This window comes from Mesorhizobium loti R88b (assembly GCF_013170845.1).
In the GTDB taxonomy this organism is placed as follows: Bacteria; Pseudomonadota; Alphaproteobacteria; order Rhizobiales; family Rhizobiaceae; genus Mesorhizobium; species Mesorhizobium loti_B.
Window position 1 is genome coordinate 6,136,638 of the sequence record NZ_CP033367.1, and the last position, 16,781, is coordinate 6,153,418.

11 protein-coding genes are annotated in these 16,781 nt (G+C 63.2%); 8 read left to right on the forward strand and 3 right to left on the reverse strand.

Annotation, left to right across the window (positions count from 1 at the left end; genetic code table 11):
* The 3 genes from EB235_RS29910 to EB235_RS29920 are packed head-to-tail and all read left to right on the forward strand — an operon-like array spanning position 1 to position 2,624.
* The gene (locus EB235_RS29910) at positions 1–492 is read left to right on the forward strand and encodes a hypothetical protein (protein ID WP_027033804.1); all 492 of its coding nucleotides are present in this window, start codon (positions 1–3) and stop codon (positions 490–492) included.
* Positions 493–495: 3 nt separating this feature from the next.
* Positions 496–1,584, forward strand: a complete 1,089-nt coding sequence (locus tag EB235_RS29915; protein ID WP_051429793.1) for a DUF2169 family type VI secretion system accessory protein — start codon at positions 496–498, stop codon at positions 1,582–1,584.
* Positions 1,581–2,624, forward strand: a complete 1,044-nt coding sequence (locus tag EB235_RS29920; protein WP_027033803.1) for a beta-ketoacyl synthase N-terminal-like domain-containing protein — start codon at positions 1,581–1,583, stop codon at positions 2,622–2,624. Before EB235_RS29915 ends, EB235_RS29920 begins: the two co-directional genes overlap by 4 nt.
* An 11-nt stretch (positions 2,625–2,635) precedes the next feature.
* Here EB235_RS29920 and EB235_RS29925 read toward each other — a convergent pair whose 3' ends face one another.
* From EB235_RS29925 to tssI, 3 genes are read right to left on the reverse strand one after another with little or no spacing between them, the layout of a single operon-like run.
* Positions 2,636–3,799, reverse strand: coding sequence for a hypothetical protein (locus tag EB235_RS29925; RefSeq protein WP_027033802.1), 1,164 nt, complete (start codon positions 3,797–3,799; stop codon positions 2,636–2,638).
* Between the two features lie 10 nt (positions 3,800–3,809).
* Positions 3,810–4,232 carry a DUF6484 domain-containing protein gene (locus EB235_RS29930; protein ID WP_032926024.1) on the reverse strand — a complete coding sequence of 141 codons (423 nt, stop codon included), beginning with the start codon at positions 4,230–4,232 and terminating at the stop codon, positions 3,810–3,812.
* A 10-nt stretch (positions 4,233–4,242) separates the two neighbouring features.
* Positions 4,243–6,567, reverse strand: a complete 2,325-nt coding sequence (gene tssI, locus EB235_RS29935; protein ID WP_027033800.1) for a type VI secretion system tip protein VgrG — start codon at positions 6,565–6,567, stop codon at positions 4,243–4,245.
* 249 nt (positions 6,568–6,816) lie between these two features.
* Between tssI and tagH the strand changes: the two genes are divergently transcribed.
* The 5 genes from tagH (at position 6,817) to EB235_RS29960 (ending at position 16,773) form a co-directional block, all read left to right on the forward strand.
* Positions 6,817–7,869: a type VI secretion system-associated FHA domain protein TagH gene (tagH, locus tag EB235_RS29940; protein WP_027033799.1), complete on the forward strand. Its 1,053-nt coding sequence runs from the start codon at positions 6,817–6,819 to the stop codon at positions 7,867–7,869.
* A 297-nt stretch (positions 7,870–8,166) separates the two neighbouring features.
* Positions 8,167–9,678, forward strand: coding sequence for a type VI secretion system protein TssL, long form (gene tssL / locus EB235_RS29945; RefSeq protein WP_027033798.1), 1,512 nt, complete (start codon positions 8,167–8,169; stop codon positions 9,676–9,678).
* A gap of 22 nt (positions 9,679–9,700) precedes the next feature.
* On the forward strand, positions 9,701–13,264 hold the full coding sequence (tssM, locus tag EB235_RS29950; RefSeq protein ID WP_027033797.1) for a type VI secretion system membrane subunit TssM: 3,564 nt from the start codon (positions 9,701–9,703) through the stop codon (positions 13,262–13,264).
* A gap of 159 nt (positions 13,265–13,423) precedes the next feature.
* A complete protein-coding gene (locus EB235_RS29955) occupies positions 13,424–14,197 on the forward strand; it encodes a PP2C family protein-serine/threonine phosphatase (RefSeq protein WP_027033796.1) in 774 nt (257 codons plus the stop codon).
* A 5-nt stretch (positions 14,198–14,202) separates the two neighbouring features.
* Positions 14,203–16,773, forward strand: a complete 2,571-nt coding sequence (locus tag EB235_RS29960) for a serine/threonine-protein kinase (protein ID WP_027033795.1) — start codon at positions 14,203–14,205, stop codon at positions 16,771–16,773.
* Positions 16,774–16,781: the final 8 nt, after the last annotated feature.

The window sequence follows — 16,781 nt, forward strand, 5'->3', positions numbered from 1 at the left end:
ATGGCATTCGATATCGTTCATGACGTTGAAAAAGGGGTGCGCCAGCTTCTCGAGGCGCCGAACGATCTTGCGGAACCGATGCCGGATCAGGGCGCAGTAAAATCGATGTCCGAAGCAACCGACCAGCACAGAGACATCTACGCCAAATACATCGCCAACTTCGACGTCGCCTACCAGGTTGCCGACGATTGGTGGGAAGGCTGCGTCGCGGCTTACGTCGAGGACGGCTATGGCCCCGACGAGGCGAATGAGCTTGCCTACGACAAGCGGCTCGCCGGACCGGCCTCCGCGCCCGAGGTCGTCTGGTTCTTCCGCAACTACTGGCTGGCCTTCGACGAGGTGAACCGCGCCCTTCCGCCGAAAGACCGCGTGCCGCCGCAGGTGGTAATGCTTGGCTGGCTGGTGGAGGACGGCCGCACGGATTATGTCCGGCTGCTCACTTGCATGCCCTACTGGCCGATCGGCCTCGACGAAAATGGCAATTGGTGCTGACCCATGGCCTTCGACGTCTGGCTCGAGAACCGCACCCCCTTCGCCACGGCGACGCATGTGCAGGTCGATGCCGGAGGCCAGGAGGTGCTGGTTGCCATGCTCTCGGCGAGTTTCCAGGGCGATGCTGACAACGCGGGACTGCATCCGGCCGATGATCAACTCCCGGTCACTTTCGGCGACGTGCCCTTCGGCAATCCGGCACTATCCTCGACCCGCTACGAAGCCGATATAGCGCCGGTCAAACCGACAGCCGAGGTAATCGTCAATGGCACGGCCCATGCTCCCAACGGCAAGCCGGTACGCGAGATGCAGGTCGGATTGCGGATCGGCAGCGTGCGCAAAGTGCTGAACGTGGTCGGGGACCGCATCTACGACGCCGGCAGCTACAGCGCACCGCATCCATTCACCACAATGCCGATCGTCTACGAACGGGCCTTTGGCGGCACGACGGCGGAAGGACGAGCCGAGCCACGTAACCCCGTCGGTGTCGGCTTCCATCACGCGGCGTCGGCCGACAAGGCGGTGCGCACGCAGGCGCCCAACGTCACCTATCCGGGCGAACCCTATCTCAGCCCCATGGATCGCCCCTCGCCGGCAGGCTTCGGTGCCCTTGGGCGAGGCTGGCAGCCACGTCTTGGTTTCGCCGGAACCTACGACCAGGCATGGATCGACACGCAATGGCCGCTGCCGCCAAAGGATTTCGATCCGCGACATCATCTCGCCACGCCGCCGGATCAGCAATTGCCGCAGCTTGCCGGCGGTGAAGAGGTTGCGCTTGTCGGTCTGACCCCGACAGGGCGTTGGAATTTTCGATTGCCTCGCATCGTCGCGCCTGTGCGACTGATCTTCGACGACCGCATCGAGGAGCGCAGCTTCGCAGCCGATACTGTGATCATCGAGCCAGACCTTTGGCGCATTACGCTCAAGGCACGGCTTTCCTTTGTCACACTCCGCAATGCCGCCGCCTTGCGCGAGATCGTTTTCGGCCACGTATCCCCCGTGTGGCTCAGCGCGCGGCGCAAGCGCAAGGCCTATCTCAATCCGCTGGGCGGCGACGGCACCTTGGGCAACTACCCTGTGTGGCTGCCATGAAGCGCCCGCTCTATGTCGCAGGCGCCGGTGCGGTAACCCCTGCCGGGCTTAACGCGACGCAAACGATGTGCGCGATCCGTGCCAGCCTCTCGGCCTATGAGGAGATAACGCTCTCGGAGCCGTTTGGCGCTTCGCAGGTCGTCGCGCGCATACCGGCACACTGGCGCCTGCGCCGAACCCAGGGTGGATGGCTGGTCAACATGGCCTCGCGCGCCATGAGTGAGGCGTTAGGAACCGGCAGTATTGCGCCCGAAGCCACGGCTATCCTGCTCGCGCCGCCTGAGGGTTTTCGCAACCATCCGGCCTATCAGGACATCGCGCCACGCGACTTCCTTGCGGCTGTGATCAGGGCCAGCGGACATCGTTTCCATGCGGCGTCGCGGGCGATAGACGGCGGCGCGGCTGCCAGCATCGGCCTGCTGGAGCGCGCGGTGGACATGATGGAGCGGCAAGGCGTCGAACAGGTCTTGCTCGGCGGCGTCGACAGTCTTGTCAACGACAGTGATCTTGCCCGTCTCGGCGCGGCCCGTCGTCTCAAGGCCCCCGACAACGCGCAAGGTCTTGTACCAGGCGAGGCGGCGGCGTTCGTGCGGCTGACGCTGCAGCCGGAAGGAAAGGCAACGGTCTTTGCCGCGATCCACGGTGTTGGCACCGCCCAGGAAAAGGACACGGTCCTGTCGGACCGTTACAGCCAAGGATGGGCCATGCTCGGTGCTTTGCGCGACGCCGTGACCGGCTCTGGCCCTTCGGAGCCCGACATCGACTTCGTGGTCAGCAATGGCAATGGCGAACGCTACCAGGGTTGGGAAATGCTGATCACCCGACCGCGTTTTTATCGCACGCGCCGCGACCTGATGGCGACCGCCTACCCGGCCATGACGATCGGCGACATCGGCGCGGCAGGTGGCGCGTTGGTCCTGATGCTTGCTGCCGACAGCTTTCTCAAGGACTACGCGCCGGGATCAACCGCCATCTGCGAAGTGGCTTCCGAGGGCGGCCTGCGTGCCGCGGCGGTCATGGCCCGTATGACGCGTCGCTGACGCCTTCGCTTTTACATCCAGGCCGGGAACTTGCGCGTCCTGCGCCAGTCGGCGAACCGTGCCTCAGGCGTGGCGATTGCCGCTCGCAACGCATCCAGCCTGAGCCTGCGCATCGAATGGAAAGGCGTGTGGTTGCGCCCGCTCCGTCCCTCGTCCCACCATGCGGCAACGCGATCGGCGACAGGCAAAGGGCTGACGGTCAGAGATTCAAACGCCTTCCCCAAATCGGCCGGGTCTATTGTGAACAGGTCGGTGTCGTTGAAGTCCACATCAAACAGATCGCGCATCGCCAGCCCGGCGGCAAAGACAAGTTCCGGCTCGCGCATCTTCTCGATCAGCCACGGCATTACCGACGGATCGCCAAAAAGGCCGATCGACGCCGTTGCCGCCGCGCGCGGCAGGGGTTGGCCAAGGCGCGTCTGCAGCCAAGCTTTCGCCGCCTTGGGCGGCGTCGTCAGCATGCGTATCTCGATCGCCGCCTCCGCCTGGTCCGTCTCCGTCAGCACGATCTTGTCGATCACCGGGTGCGCGGACCGCGCCTCGCCAAGCAGGCAAGCGGCGAAGGCGGCCGCAAGACGTTCTCTCGCCGTCTCGCCGTCAAGGCCAGCCAGGACTGCCGGAAGCAGGTCGCGCCGCCTAAGCCCGCCGGCGAGCCGAACGGCGCGCCGGCGGACGTTCGCGTCGGAATGGATGGCCAGATCATGCAGACGCGGTCCAGGATCGACGCGATGATGCCAGAGCGCAGACAGCCCAAGGCAGCGCAGGCGCGCATCGCTTGTGTCCAGCCATTCCGCCACGAAGGGACGCAGGTTTTCGCGCGGCGTGCGCGCGATCGCAGCGGACAGGCTGGAAATGCCGGCTTCACCCAGGCTTGCGCCGGCGTCGATTGCGGAGGTCACCAGTTTGGCATCGCTCCAACGCATCGCCAACGTGCCGAGCACGAAAAGTTCGCCTGGTTCGGCGTAGTCGGCGAAACGCGCTTGCGCAGCTTCCCAACCGGTCTTGCCGGCTGCCATGAGCCCTTCGAGATTGGCTTCGAGACGCTGGTCTATGCGACCGATATTGGTCTCGTCGAGGATTGGACCGTCGATCTCCCGACGACGGCGCAGCCACAGGAAAGCCGCGTCCTCGGCGTGCTGGTCCACGATCGCCGCAATGGTCGCGACGCTGTGCATCGGCAATCCCTCAGTTGAGATGCACGGCCCCGCCACGAATGCGGTTGGTGCCACTGGCCTGGCTGGTCAGCTGGGTACCGCGAATGGTCACGCGACCGTCCTTCTCAAGAATGATCGACGCCAGACCGCAGCGCAGTTCTATGCGTTCTTCTCCGGTGATGACGACACGGTCGCCGTCGCGGACAACTGACAGCTTCCTCTGCTTGTGAGCCGGATCGACGATGCGTCCGACGACCAGCGGTCGCGTCGGATCCCCATCCTCGAACAGGAGCGCCAGCTCCGAACCGATCGCCGAAACGTCCAGTTCGGTCAGGCTACGCGCCGCAATAGCCGTCTCGCGCGGATTGCCGACGAAAACCACCAGCGGCGCTCCTCCTTCAAAACCGATGAGCAGGCCGATTACGACGCCCTCGATGCGATCCAGCACTTTCATGATGACGCCCTCAATTGTTGTTGATCGTGCTTCCCTTGACGATCACGTCGCCGTCGGCCTTGACGGTGATCTTGCCGCTGCCCTTGAGTGTAATGTCCTTCCCGTCGGCGACAATGGTGCCGTCCTTTTTCATCATGATCGTCGCATCGCCGCATTTGAGCGTGATGGAGTCGCCAGCTTCGATCACCAGATTCTTGCCAACATTGATCGAACTGTCGTCGGCAATCTGGATACCGCTGCCCTTGCCGACCTTGAGAGCATGCGCTCCACCGACGTCGGTGGCGTCATCGGCGCCGATCTTGGCTGTTCGTGCTTTGCCTATCTGGGACGACTGCGCCCCGCCGACAGCGAAACTCTGATCGGCGCCGACATTGACGCTTTGCGCCGCCGCTATATTCCAGCTGTCCGCCGCCCCGATGTCGTGACTCTGCGCCGCGCCTACGGTGACCGACCGTGTCGCGCCGATGGTGTTCGTCTGCGGCCCGCCAACGCTTCGCGTTTCGGATGCACCGACGGTATCGATGCGGGCAGCGCCAACGGTCACCGTCTGGACAATCCCCACCGTCTGCGAGTGATTGGAGCCGATCGTCTCCGTCGAGTTCGAACCGATGCCTATCGTCTCATTTGACCCCACCGTCAGCGAGCGGTTCTTGCCCACTGTCTCGGTGTCGTTGTTGCCGATATTCGTGGTCTGGTCGACGCCGACCTTGACCGTCTTGTTGTTGCCGACGTCCTCGTCGAGGTTGTGGCCGACGGAGTGCTTGGCGTCGTGGTCGATGCGGTCCGACTGGTCGTGCTGCACCAGCTTGGTGCGGTCGTGCTTGATCAGAAGGTGGTGGTCCTTCTGCGCCTGGAAGTTGACCAGTTCGGAGCCGGCCTTGTCCTCGAACATCAGCTCGTTGTAACCGCCGCCGCCTTTCGACGAGTTGGATTTCCAGCCCGACTGCGTTGCGTTGCTTGGCAAGCCGTAGGGCGGCATCTGCGAGGCGTTGTAGACCCTGCCGGTGATGATCGGCAGGTCGGGATCGCCTTCGAGAAAGTCGACGATCACCTCCTGGCCAATGCGCGGTATCTGGATGAAGCCCCAGCCGCTGCCGGCCCAGGTCTGCGAAACACGGACGAAGCAGGAACTGTTTTCGTTCTTCTTGCCCAGGCGGTCCCAGTGGAATTGCACCTTCACCCGGGCATATTTGTCGGTGAATATCTCCTCGCCTGAAGGACCGACCACCGTTGCCGTCTGCGGCCCGCGCATAATCGGCCGCGCCGTGATCCGCGGCGGGCGATAGGGCAAGGCAGTCGGCGCGACACCCAGCACGATCTTGTAATTCTCGCTGTGGGCCTCGTTCTGGGTTCGGTAGCCCGGATCGAACAATCTATATTCGGCGCTGATGACCAAATACTCCTGGTTCTGGTCATCGCGCGGAAAGCTCTCCAGCTTGAAAGTACAGCCGGAATGGAGGCCGCGGACGGTGCCGACCGCAGTGATGCGCTGGTGCACGGCCTGGAGTTCCTCGCGCCGGATACCGGCCAGGGTGTCGCCGCGCCCGACATCGAGATGCGCGCCGGGCTGGCGATAATTCTCGCCGGAGGCTTCCTTGTGGCTGAACGGTTGGGCGGACTTCGCCATCAGATCGGCGCCAGGTTTCTGGAAATCATAGTCGGTATGGGCATAGGCCCCCGGCCGCACCGAACTGCCCGGAATCCATTCGGTGATGTATTCGACGTCGCGCCGCGAGCCCTGTCCCTCGAAATTATAGGGTATCTTCTCGTAGCCCGGCGCCGGCTTAAGCTTGCTCATCGCGTCGCACAGCACGAGCGTGTGCTTGCCCTCGTCATGTTCGAAGAAATAGAAGATGCCTTCGTGCTCGAGCAGGCGCTGCACGAAATCCAGATCGCTCTCGTCGTACTGCACGCAATATTCGCGCGAGGGGTACGACCCTTGCAGCCGCTTCTCGAATTTCGCCGTACCGTATTTCGAGAAGATCTTTTCGACGATCTCGACGGCGGTCATGTTTTGAAAGATCCGGCAATCGGTCGCATTGCCGAGGAACCAGAGCCACGGCCTGACGACCGCTTCGTAGTAGGCCAGCCGATCCTCGATGCGGGTCAGGCGAAATTCGGACACCAAGCCGCTGAACCACCGTTTCGGATCGGATTCGCCTTCGACCGAAACCATGCCACCCAGCATCTTCAGCGGATCGATCTCGGAACTGGGCCCGACGAACCCAACCGTATAGGCAAAGCAGCAGCTGATCTCGTCGCGCCCGACAAGATGCGTGAAGGTCAGCTCGGCGCCGACCGGTGTCTGCACAACCGTGGCACGTTCGTTCGGCATGGGTCGTGCCCCTCCTGGACGCGGCCGCCGGCGCGGTGGATTTGAAGTTCCCGCCATATACCCAGGAACTTTTTCGACCCGCCGCACCAGGCCATGTTGAGCCTACCACATGTTGTCTCGCCGACCAAAGAGGACGCATGGCGGAAAAACCTTACCCTGTCGGTGCATCGCCTCGAAACGCTGCTGTCCTGTTGTATGTGCAAACTGCTAGAATGTGGAATATCGGTCAGTGTTCGGCGGCGATCCTGGATGTACATCAGTCTGCAAATCAACAATGTCGACACCTTGCCTCAGGGCATCTCGACCGGCTACGCGGCGCGGGATCGCAACTTCGAAATCGGACGCGATGCTTGCGACTGGACCTTGTCGGACCCTGACAAGTTCATCTCGAGCCGGCATTGCGAGGTCCGCTACGAGGCAGGTGCGTTCTGGCTGCACGATGTCTCGCGCAACGGAACCTACATCAACGGATCGAACCAGCGCATGACCGGCCCGCATCGGATGGCCAACGGCGACCGGATGCTGATCGGCCGTTATGTGATCTTCGTCTCGATCGACGAGGAGCACGTCGCGACCGGCCATCCCAGCCACGGTTCGACGCAGCGCGAAATGCCGGCCGCGGCAGGCCGCTCGCTGGAATTCCGAGAGGAGCCGTTCTTCGATCCCGTAGAGCAACGGTCCGGGCAGCGGGGTCCAGCGTCGACGTTCTCGTCGCAACCGCCCCTGCCCTCGACAAGAGATGAAGTGCTGCGGGAAATCGCGATCGGAGCCGGCATCTCGCCGGAACTGCTGCAATCGCGCGACCCGCATGAAGTTGCCGCCGAAATCGGTGCGATCCTGCGGGCGGTGGTCGAGGAGCTGGCTCTTCTGCTGAAGGCGCGCGCGGCCGCGAAAATGCTGGCCAAGAGCACACAGCGAACGATGATCAGTGCCGCCGACAACAATCCCCTGAAGTTCGTTCCGGGAACCGACGACATCCTCGAAATCATGTTCGCGCGGCGCCGGGCCGGCTATCTCGATGCCAGGCGCAGCATCGAGGATGCATTCCGCGATCTCAAGACGCACGAATTCGCCACCTATGCCGCCATGCAGGCCGCGCTGTCGCGGCTGCTTGACGACCTGTCTCCGGAAGCGATCGGAAGAAAGCTTCCGCCGACGTCGTTCTCGTCGAAAAAGAGCCAGGCCTGGGACGCTTTTGTCGCGACCTGGCGAACCATGGAGGAAGCACACGAGAACGGCATGTTGGACATATTCCTGGCCTATTTCAGCGAAGCCTATGCCAAGGCCGACAAGCAGAAATAGGCGCTACCGGAGCCGTGGCGCTGCAGCCGACGAAGACAACTCTTCGGTGCGCGGCATCCGGTTCCAATCGAGAGTTTCTGAGATTACGATCGCATACGACAATTCGCTAAGCGGGTAAGGCTGATCGACCTGGGGGTCTGCGACAATGTCATCTTACGGCGGGATAGCAAGATGTAGCCGACCTTCCTGCGGACACTGCCCTGGCCCGCAGGGCTTGCGTTTGCTTTACCTGACCGCGAACGGCTTCGTGCCTGTCCGGCAAGAAGGCGGGCGCCGCGCGCGGACGGACGACCGGCGATGAGCTCGAAGGACGATCCTTTCGGCCCGGCGGGCAAGACCGTCATTCGCGCCACGCCACGGCGTGAGCGAAAAGCGACGCCGACCCCTCAGGAGCCTGTGGCGGATGGCGGGCAAGCCGCGCAGATCAAGGAATCGACCGTGTTCGATCCCGGCGTCGGCCGCCACACGCCGCCGGGCTGGACGTCCGGGACCGTGATTTATCAGGGAACTCCTTCGGTGGCGGCAGGAAGCGACGCTTCCGCGGCGGGGCCGACGTCGGCTCTGCGGCAGGAGACCCTGCTCAATGTCACGGACAGTGTCCGATATTCCGCGGCAAACCCGATCCTTGCCGCGGCCGCGCCGTTGCTGATGCTGTTCGGCCAACTCAGGCTTATCCCCGTCGAGAGACAGGCGGAGCCGTTGGCCGAATATGTCACTGAGGCGATTGATCGATTCGACAGGGCACTGGAGAAATCAGGCGTTGCCGAAGAGGATGCGCGGATCGCGAAATTTGTCCTCTGCGAAACAGCCGACGATCTCATCGGCAACCTGCCCTGGCCACGTAAAGACGCCTGGGCGCAGCACAGCATGCTGTCGCGGTTCTTCCACGTCGAGACCAATGGCACGGGCTTTTTCGAAGCACTGAACAAGATCCTGGCCAGCTCAGAGGCGCATTACGATCTGCTCGAACTGATGCATGTCTGCCTGTCGCTGGGGTTCGAGGGCCAGTATCGCGGCCTGACACGCGACGACACCAATCTCGAACGCGTCCGGCGCGACGTCTACGAAACGCTTCGCTATTTCAAGCCTCGCGCGGACAAGGACATCTCGCCTCGCTGGCAGGGCCTGGCGGCAACGATGACTCAATCGTCGACACGCCTGCCGCTCTGGGCCGTTGCGGCAGCGGCGTCAGCACTGCTGACTGCGGCGTTCTTCGCGCTGCGGGTCTCCATCACCAATGAAGGCGACGCCGCCGCCGGTGAATTGCTGGCACTCAACCCATCGACTCCGATCGCCATCGAGCGCGCCAGCGTGGCGCCGTTGGCTGAGCCGGTGAAAGTCGCCGCACCCGTAGCCGCGACCACACAGATCGACCGCATCCGCTCGGCACTGGCCAAGGAAGTCGAAGCCGGCGGGCTGACCATCGGCACGAAGGGCGACTTCATCGTCGTGGAAATCAACAATCTCCTACTGTTCCAGTCCGGCCGAGCCGATGCGAAACCGGAGTTCCAGCCCATAGCCGCTGATATCGCAGCCGCCCTGGAACCCGAGCGCGGGCCAATCAGGATCGTTGGCCATACGGACAATGTGAAGCCGCGAAAATCGAGCCCGTTCAAGTCCAACTTCGACCTGTCCGTGGCCAGGGCGAAGGCCGTCGAAACGATGATGGCGCCGAAGTTCAGCGATCCCTCGCGACTGACCGTCGACGGCAAGGGCGAGGACGAGCCGATCGCCGACAATGCAACACCGGAAGGCCGCGCCACGAACCGCCGTGTCGATGTGATGATCGCCAAGGAGGAAACATTGTGAGCACGGCCGGTTGGAAGCGCCGATGACGCGTTGGCTGCTGCGGATCTTCAGCATGATCGCGCTGGCCGGTTTTTCGGCGGCAGTGTGGTTTGCCGGACCATTGATCCGCTTTGCCGATAGCCGTCCTCTCGGGCCTGTCTGGCTTCGTGCGGCAATCATCGGCGTGATCGTGGCGGCCGTAGCGCTCTTCTACGGATTGCGTTTCTGGCGGATGCGCAAGGCGCAAAAGGCGCTGGAGACGGCCGTTGCCCGCAACGACGACAGGGATGCCGACTCGCAGGTGCTCGAGGCGCGCATGAACGAGGCGATCGCCGCGCTTAAACGATCGAGCGGCAAGCGCAATTTCCTCTATGAGGTCCCCTGGTACATCATCATCGGGCCGCCCGGCGCAGGCAAGACAACGGCACTGGTCAATTCCGGCCTGAATTTCCCACTGGCCGTTTCGGGTGATGCCCAGCCGGTCGCCGGTGTTGGCGGAACACGCGCCTGCGACTGGTGGTTCACCGACCAGGCCGTGCTGATCGACACCGCCGGACGCTACACGACGCAGGATTCCAACGCCCGGAGCGACAGCAAGAGCTGGCTCGCCTTCCTGTCGCTGCTCAAGAAATACCGCACACGGCAACCGATAAACGGCGTCATCCTGGCGATCAGCCTTGCCGATCTCATCGGCCTCGACGATCAGCAGCTTGACGCTCATGTCGTCGAGATACGCAGTCGTCTGCGGGAAATCCACGAGACGCTGAAAATCCAGTTTCCGGTGTATTTGCTATTCACCAAGGCCGATCTTGTTGTCGGCTTCATGGACTATTTCGGCGGTTTCGACGAGACGCGCCGGCGCAAGGTCTGGGGCGCGACATTCCAGACCAGCGATCGCACGAAGAACATGGCCGCCGAGGCGCCGGCCGAATTCGATGCACTGGCAAGACGTCTGGTCGAGGAGATGCCTGATCGACTTCAGGAAGAGGCTGACCCGGTCGCGCGCATATCCGTCTTTGGCTTCCCGGCGCAGTTTGGCGCGATGAAGGGCCGAATTGCGAATTTTATCGCCGGCCTGTTCGATCCGGGCCGCAGCCAGGTGAATGCCAGCCTGCGGGGGCTCTATTTCTCGTCAGGCACACAAGAGGGAACGCCCATCGATCAGGTGTTGGGCGCGATCGGCCGCAGCTTCGGCAGCAATTCCCGCTCCCATCTGTCGGGAACCGGCAAAAGCTTCTTTTTGCATGATCTGCTGACAAGCGTCATTTTCGCTGAATCCGGATGGGTCTCGTACGACAAATCGGCGGCAAGGCGGGCAGCGATCGCCAGATTTGCCGGGCTTGGCGCCATCACGTTGATCGCCGCGGCGGCCCTCGGCACCCTGGCCCTGAGCTTCACTGCCAACAGGTCGCTGATCGCCTCCACCACGCAAGCCATGGGCCAGTATCGCACGACGGCGGATGCGCTGCTCAAAAGCACCAAGGTTACCGATGTCGACCTCGAAAACGTCATCGGTCCGCTCGACCAGCTGCGTGATCTGCCGGCCGGGTTCGAAACCGGGGCCGCGCCGACACCGATCGAGGAGACGTTTGGCCTCAGCCAGCGGGAGAGACTGCTTTCGGCCTCGAGGACGGCCTACCGGCAAGCGCTGGAGCGCATGTTCCGATCGCGCCTGCTGATCCAGGCCGAGCGGACGATCCAGACCAAGATGGCCGATCCCGCCGCGCTCTACGAGCCGTTGAAAATCTATCTGATGCTTGGCGGCAAGGCGCCGAAGGTCGACGACGCGTTGATCGTTTCCTGGATGAAGCAGGATTGGGAGCAGAACCGCTATCCAGGCGAAAACAACCGCGAGGGACGCGAGCAACTCGAAAAGCACCTGCGCGCCATGCTTGCCCTGGACGACGCCTATGATCCGGTTTTCGAACTGAACCAGCCGCTCGTCGAGGCCGCCCAGCGCTCGCTCGGGCGCATGAGCCTTGCCGACCGCGCCTCCGCCTTGATCAAGTCGGCGGTATATTCGGCAGCGCTGGACGATTTCTCCGTTTCCGTGAAGGGCGGGCCGGAAACGCCGCTGGTATTCGAGCGTGTCGATGGCGGCGACCTGTCGGGCCTTCGTGTTCCCGGCCTCTATACCTATGCCGGCTTCAACCGTTTCTATCTCGGACAGCTCTCGCGCATTGCGCAGATGCTCGTCGACGACCAGTGGGTGCTTGGCGGCGGCGGCGAACAGGGCGGCATCGATCAGGAGTTGCTGAAGCTCGGCCCCGAGCTCCTCGATCGCTATGGCAAGGAGTTCGCAACCGCGTGGAACAGCGTTCTTGATGGGTTGAAATTCAAAGCGATGCTGAAGGACAAGCCGCACTATATCGCGATTTCCGCCGTCGCATCGCCAACCTCGCCGATCGAACAGCTGTTTACGGCGATCGCCGCCGAAACTGCCCTTACGCGGGGCGCTGCTTCTGGCAAGGAGCCAGCCATCGGGGTTGAAGCCGGCACGGTTCAAGGCCAGTCGCAGGACGCCACCAAGATGGCCGGGGGTCTGGCTCGGATCGGCATACAAATGGCTACCGGAAAATCGCAAAGCCGTGCCGGCACGGGATCCGTGGCGGCGCAAAACCAGAGCCCCGGGGGCAACATCGAAGCGCAATACAGGTCGTTCCAGACATTGGTGAGCGGTCCTGCCGGGCGCCGCCCGATCGATGCCTTGACCCAGAATTTCCGCGACATCTACAAGAGCCTGCAACTGGCGACCGACGTGCCGTCGCAGACGGAACGCGTCAACGCCAATTTGCAGCTGCAGATCGCCACACTTCGTGCCAATTCCTCGCGCCTGCCCAAGCCACTCGCCAGAATGGTCAATGCGACGGCGGACGAATTCGAAGGCAACGTCGCCGAGACTTCGGTGGCGAATTTGAACCAGCTGCTCGACCAGGCGGTCACGGCCCCTTGCGAGTCGGCGGTCAACGGCCGTTATCCTTTCGACGGCAATGGCACCGAGGATATGGCGATGGCGGATTTCGCGAAACTGTTCGCACCGGGCGGGCTGCTGGACCGGTTCTTCGCGCAGAATCTCGCATCGCTGATCGACATGAGTGGCCAGGACTGGAGCTGGAAACAGGATGCGCGCTTCGGGCGCGACCTGTCGAAATCGACGCTGAAAATCTTCCAGCAGGCGGCCGAAATCCGCAGCGCCTTCTTTCCCCAAGGCGGTTCGACGCCCTCGATCAGCATTACCTTCACGCCGTTCTCACTGCATGGCGATGCCGATGCGGCGGTGCTCGATGTCGATGGCCAGACCGTCCAGAGCAACCAAGGGGGCAGCGCGCCGAGCACCGTCACCTGGCCGAGCGGAGCGGCTTCCGGATCCGCCAGCCTGAGCCTGACGCCGGAGATGCCGGGGCGCGACTCCACCATCAAGTTCGAAGGGCCATGGGCGCTGAAGCGGCTGATGGACAAGGCGACCATCACCGGCACCGACAGCAATGTCGAAGCGCGCTTCGTGATCGGCGGGCGCGACGTCAGCTATACGATCCAGACCGGCTCCGGCCCCAACCCGTTCCTGCTTCCGGCACTTTCCGGATTCAGCTGTCCGAAGGCGTTTTGAGATGGGCTTCGAACTTTTCAATGCGGTGACACCCTTCGGGAGCCTCGGGCGCCCGGACCTTAATTTCGATTCTTTAATGGTCGAGCCTGTGGCAGACTGCCGTGAGCGAGCGCCCGGGAGTGCGCCGCAGAGGACGCGTGAGAAGCGTTTGGTGGCAAGGTGAGCGATGTCGCCCTTCCCTTTGACAGTTTCGGCGTGAGCCACAAGGGCTGTGTCCGCGAGCACAATGAGGACAACTATCTGCTCGAGCCACGAACCGGGCTTTGGGTGGTGGCCGACGGAATGGGCGGGCATGAGGCCGGAGAAGTCGCCTCGGCCAGCATTGTCGACCACCTGGCCACGATCGGCATCGCAAGCTCCGCTCCGGACCTGCGGGCGCGCTTCGAAGACAGGCTGAGCCGGGCCAATGCCGAGATCCGCAGCATATCGGAATCACGCGGCATCACCATCGGCTCCACGGTTGCCGCCCTGTTGGCGATGGACGGACGGTTTGCCTGCCTGTGGGCTGGCGACAGCCGAGTCTATCTGATTCGCAACGCCGCGATCTCGCAGATTTCGAAAGACCACACCGAAGTGCAGGAACTGTTGGATCGAGGCATGATCAGCGCGGCCGAGGCGCTGACCTGGCCACGCCGCAATGTCATCACGCATGCGGTCGGCGTCAGCGACGACTTCGTCATCGATTTCCAGCAGGGCGAACTGATGCCGGGGGACATTTTCGTGCTGGCCACTGATGGGCTGACGGCACATGTCACCGATGCGGAGATCGAGGCCGCGGTGGTGTCGGCAACGCCTCAGGCGGCCTGCGAAAATCTTTTGCAAACGGTGCTGACGCGGGGCGGAACGGACAATGTCACCATTGTACTGGTGAAGATCGGAACCGGGCGCAATGGACAATCGCTCCACCCTGATCTGTCCAGAGCGGAGGGCTGAGGCCGATGAGCGCCGACGACAAGACGCGAATATCGCCGCAGGTGGCCAACACCGCGGTCGGCACGCAGCTCAGCGGCATCTACGAACTTGACGAGCGGATCGCATTTGGCGGCATGGGCGAGGTCTATCGCGGCCACAACATCCAGACCGGAGACCACGTCGCCATCAAGATCGTGCTGCCCGAGTTTGCCCGTGACCAGACGATCCTGTCCTTGTTCCGCAAGGAGGCCTCGATCCTCAACCATTTGTCGCATGACGCGGTCGTGCGATACCACGTCTTCACCATCGATCCCGGAATCGGCCGTCCCTACCTAGCCATGGAATTCGTCGACGGCGAGTCGCTGTTCGACATCATGCGACGGGGACCGATGCCGACGGAAGCGGTGCGCAAGCTCTGTCATCGCCTCGCGTCAGGCCTGGCCGCCGTGCATCAGGCCGGAGCAATCCATCGCGACCTCTCGCCCGATAACATCATCCTGCCGGGGGGCCGGGTCGACCGCGCAAAGATCATCGACTTCGGCATCGCTCGATCGGCAACCGTGGGCGGTGAGACGCTGATCGGCGGAAAGTTCGCGGGAAAATACAACTACGTTTCACCCGAACAGCTCGGGCTGTACAGCGGCGACGTCAGCGAGCAGTCCGACATCTACAGCCTTGGGCTGGTGCTAGCCGCCGCCCTGCGTGGCAAGCCGATCGACATGAGCGGATCACAGTACGAGATCATCGAAAAGCGCCGGACCGTTCCTGATCTCTCCGACATCGACGACGATTTTCGTGGCATTGTCGAAGCCATGCTGCAGCCGGATCCGCAAGACCGGCCGGTCAGCATGGCTGACATCGCCAGGATGACGCGCGGCGAAGACGAAGCGACAACGCCGCCGCCATCCAGGACACCCCGCGACCGGCCGGCTTTGCCACCAGCCGAGCAAACCCTTGCTCCTGATCCCAAGCCCCAGCCATCCAATGTCGCGGGGCACGACGCGCCGGCGGCAACGGGCCCGGGCGAGCAGGGCTTCGTTCCGCATGTCCGGCCAGCGCATTTGTCCAAACCGTTGCCTCAGGCCGTCCCCAGCCCGCCGCGCACGGGCGCGAGCAATGTCCCCGGAAAATCCACGAAGACCCGAACCATCGCGATCGCTGCACTGGCGGCACTAGCAGTCGCCTCAGGTGCGGGCCTGTATCTGAGCGGCTTCATGACGCCTGCGACGCCGACTGCCGGCAAGGCATCGCTTTCGGCGCCTGAACCATCGAAGCCGGCGCCGACGGACAAAGTCGCGAGCGCCCCCGAGCCGGCAAAGCCGGTTCCGCCCGCGCAGCCAAAAACGGAGGCCAGCGTACCGCCGGCTGAAAATCAGCCAGATGCCGCGGCGGCTCAAAAGCCGCAGCCGACCAAGCCCGCCGAAGCCCCCGCGCAGGCCGAGGAACCCGCGAAGCCGCCGGCAATGGAAGCGCAACCACAAACAGAGGCGAGCGCGCCGCCGGCTGGAGGCCAGGCAGATGCCAAGCCAGTGCAAGCGCCGGAGCCGGCGAAGCCCACTGCCTCCGCGCAAACTGAAGAACCCCCGAAGCCGCCCATAGCGGATACCCAGCAGCCGTCCGTAAAGACATCGCCTGCACCCCAGCCGGATACGATGGCCAGCAACAATCAAACGTCGGCTCCGGTGCCTGAAGCAGCTCCAGCCCCACCGGCCGTTCCAGCCCCGCCAGCCGAGAAGGTCGCAACGCCGCCGCCGGTCCTGCCAAAGGTTGTGGAGACCCCAAAGCCCGAGCCGCAGATCAGCCAGCCGGCAGCGCCCAAGGTGACCGTGCCGGCGCCCACTGCGAGCCAGGCGGATACCGCGAACGCCGAGGGCCAAAACGCCTCGCCACCGCCGGCCAGCCAGCCGGACCAACCAGTCGTGGCGCTGAACGTGCCCAAACCGGCGATCCCCCCGGTCGTCGACGACGTCGCGCAACGGGTCTCCTGGGTTCGCGACTTCGGCGGCGGCGACTGTTTCTATGCGACCATGACGTCGTCGACCGACAAGGCCGCCGCGATCGAAGGCTTTGGCACGGCGGTCCAGCCATTCGAACGGATGCTTGGCGATTTCCAGGCAAAATTCCATGTCGAGCCGGACATCAGCGTCCGCCTCATCGAGCCGAGCCAATGCGAAGTCACCAACTTTCTGCGCTTTCTCGGGCAGACCACGGCCGACAAGCCGCAGCTTGTTCTAGACCGGACATCGGTGACTGATGGTACGCCGATCAGCGGCACGCTGGTGACGCGCGGCGGGCTCATTTCCAGTGTCCTGCTGATCGATCACAAGGGCATGGTGTTCAATCTCGACGACCGCATCGTTGCACAATCCGACAAGGCTACCTTCAGCATCCCGATTGGGCTCGGCGCCGCCGACAAGTCCGCCGGAAAGGCCGTGCCGCAGATCATAATGGTGATCACCGGCCCGCAGGATATCCAGGCGGCGGCCTTCTCCGCGCCGACGCCGGCCTCGGTTCTGCTGCCTAAAATTCTCGAAGAGATCGAGACCGACGGATCGCAATTTTCAGCCACTGCCAAGTATTTCCGGCTCGGCGGATAGCATGGGCG

Coding starts and splice junctions, on each gene's coding strand:
- tssL (WP_027033798.1), top strand. CDS start 8,167: ATGAGCTCGAAGGACGATCCTTTCGGCCCGGCGGGCAAGACCGTCATT.
- tssI (WP_027033800.1), bottom strand. CDS start 6,567: ATGCCGAACGAACGTGCCACGGTTGTGCAGACACCGGTCGGCGCCGAG.
- EB235_RS29910 (WP_027033804.1), top strand. CDS start 1: ATGGCATTCGATATCGTTCATGACGTTGAAAAAGGGGTGCGCCAGCTT.
- tagH (WP_027033799.1), top strand. CDS start 6,817: ATGTACATCAGTCTGCAAATCAACAATGTCGACACCTTGCCTCAGGGC.
- tssM (WP_027033797.1), top strand. CDS start 9,701: ATGACGCGTTGGCTGCTGCGGATCTTCAGCATGATCGCGCTGGCCGGT.
- EB235_RS29930 (WP_032926024.1), bottom strand. CDS start 4,232: ATGAAAGTGCTGGATCGCATCGAGGGCGTCGTAATCGGCCTGCTCATC.
- EB235_RS29960 (WP_027033795.1), top strand. CDS start 14,203: ATGAGCGCCGACGACAAGACGCGAATATCGCCGCAGGTGGCCAACACC.
- EB235_RS29920 (WP_027033803.1), top strand. CDS start 1,581: ATGAAGCGCCCGCTCTATGTCGCAGGCGCCGGTGCGGTAACCCCTGCC.
- EB235_RS29925 (WP_027033802.1), bottom strand. CDS start 3,799: ATGCACAGCGTCGCGACCATTGCGGCGATCGTGGACCAGCACGCCGAG.
- EB235_RS29915 (WP_051429793.1), top strand. CDS start 496: ATGGCCTTCGACGTCTGGCTCGAGAACCGCACCCCCTTCGCCACGGCG.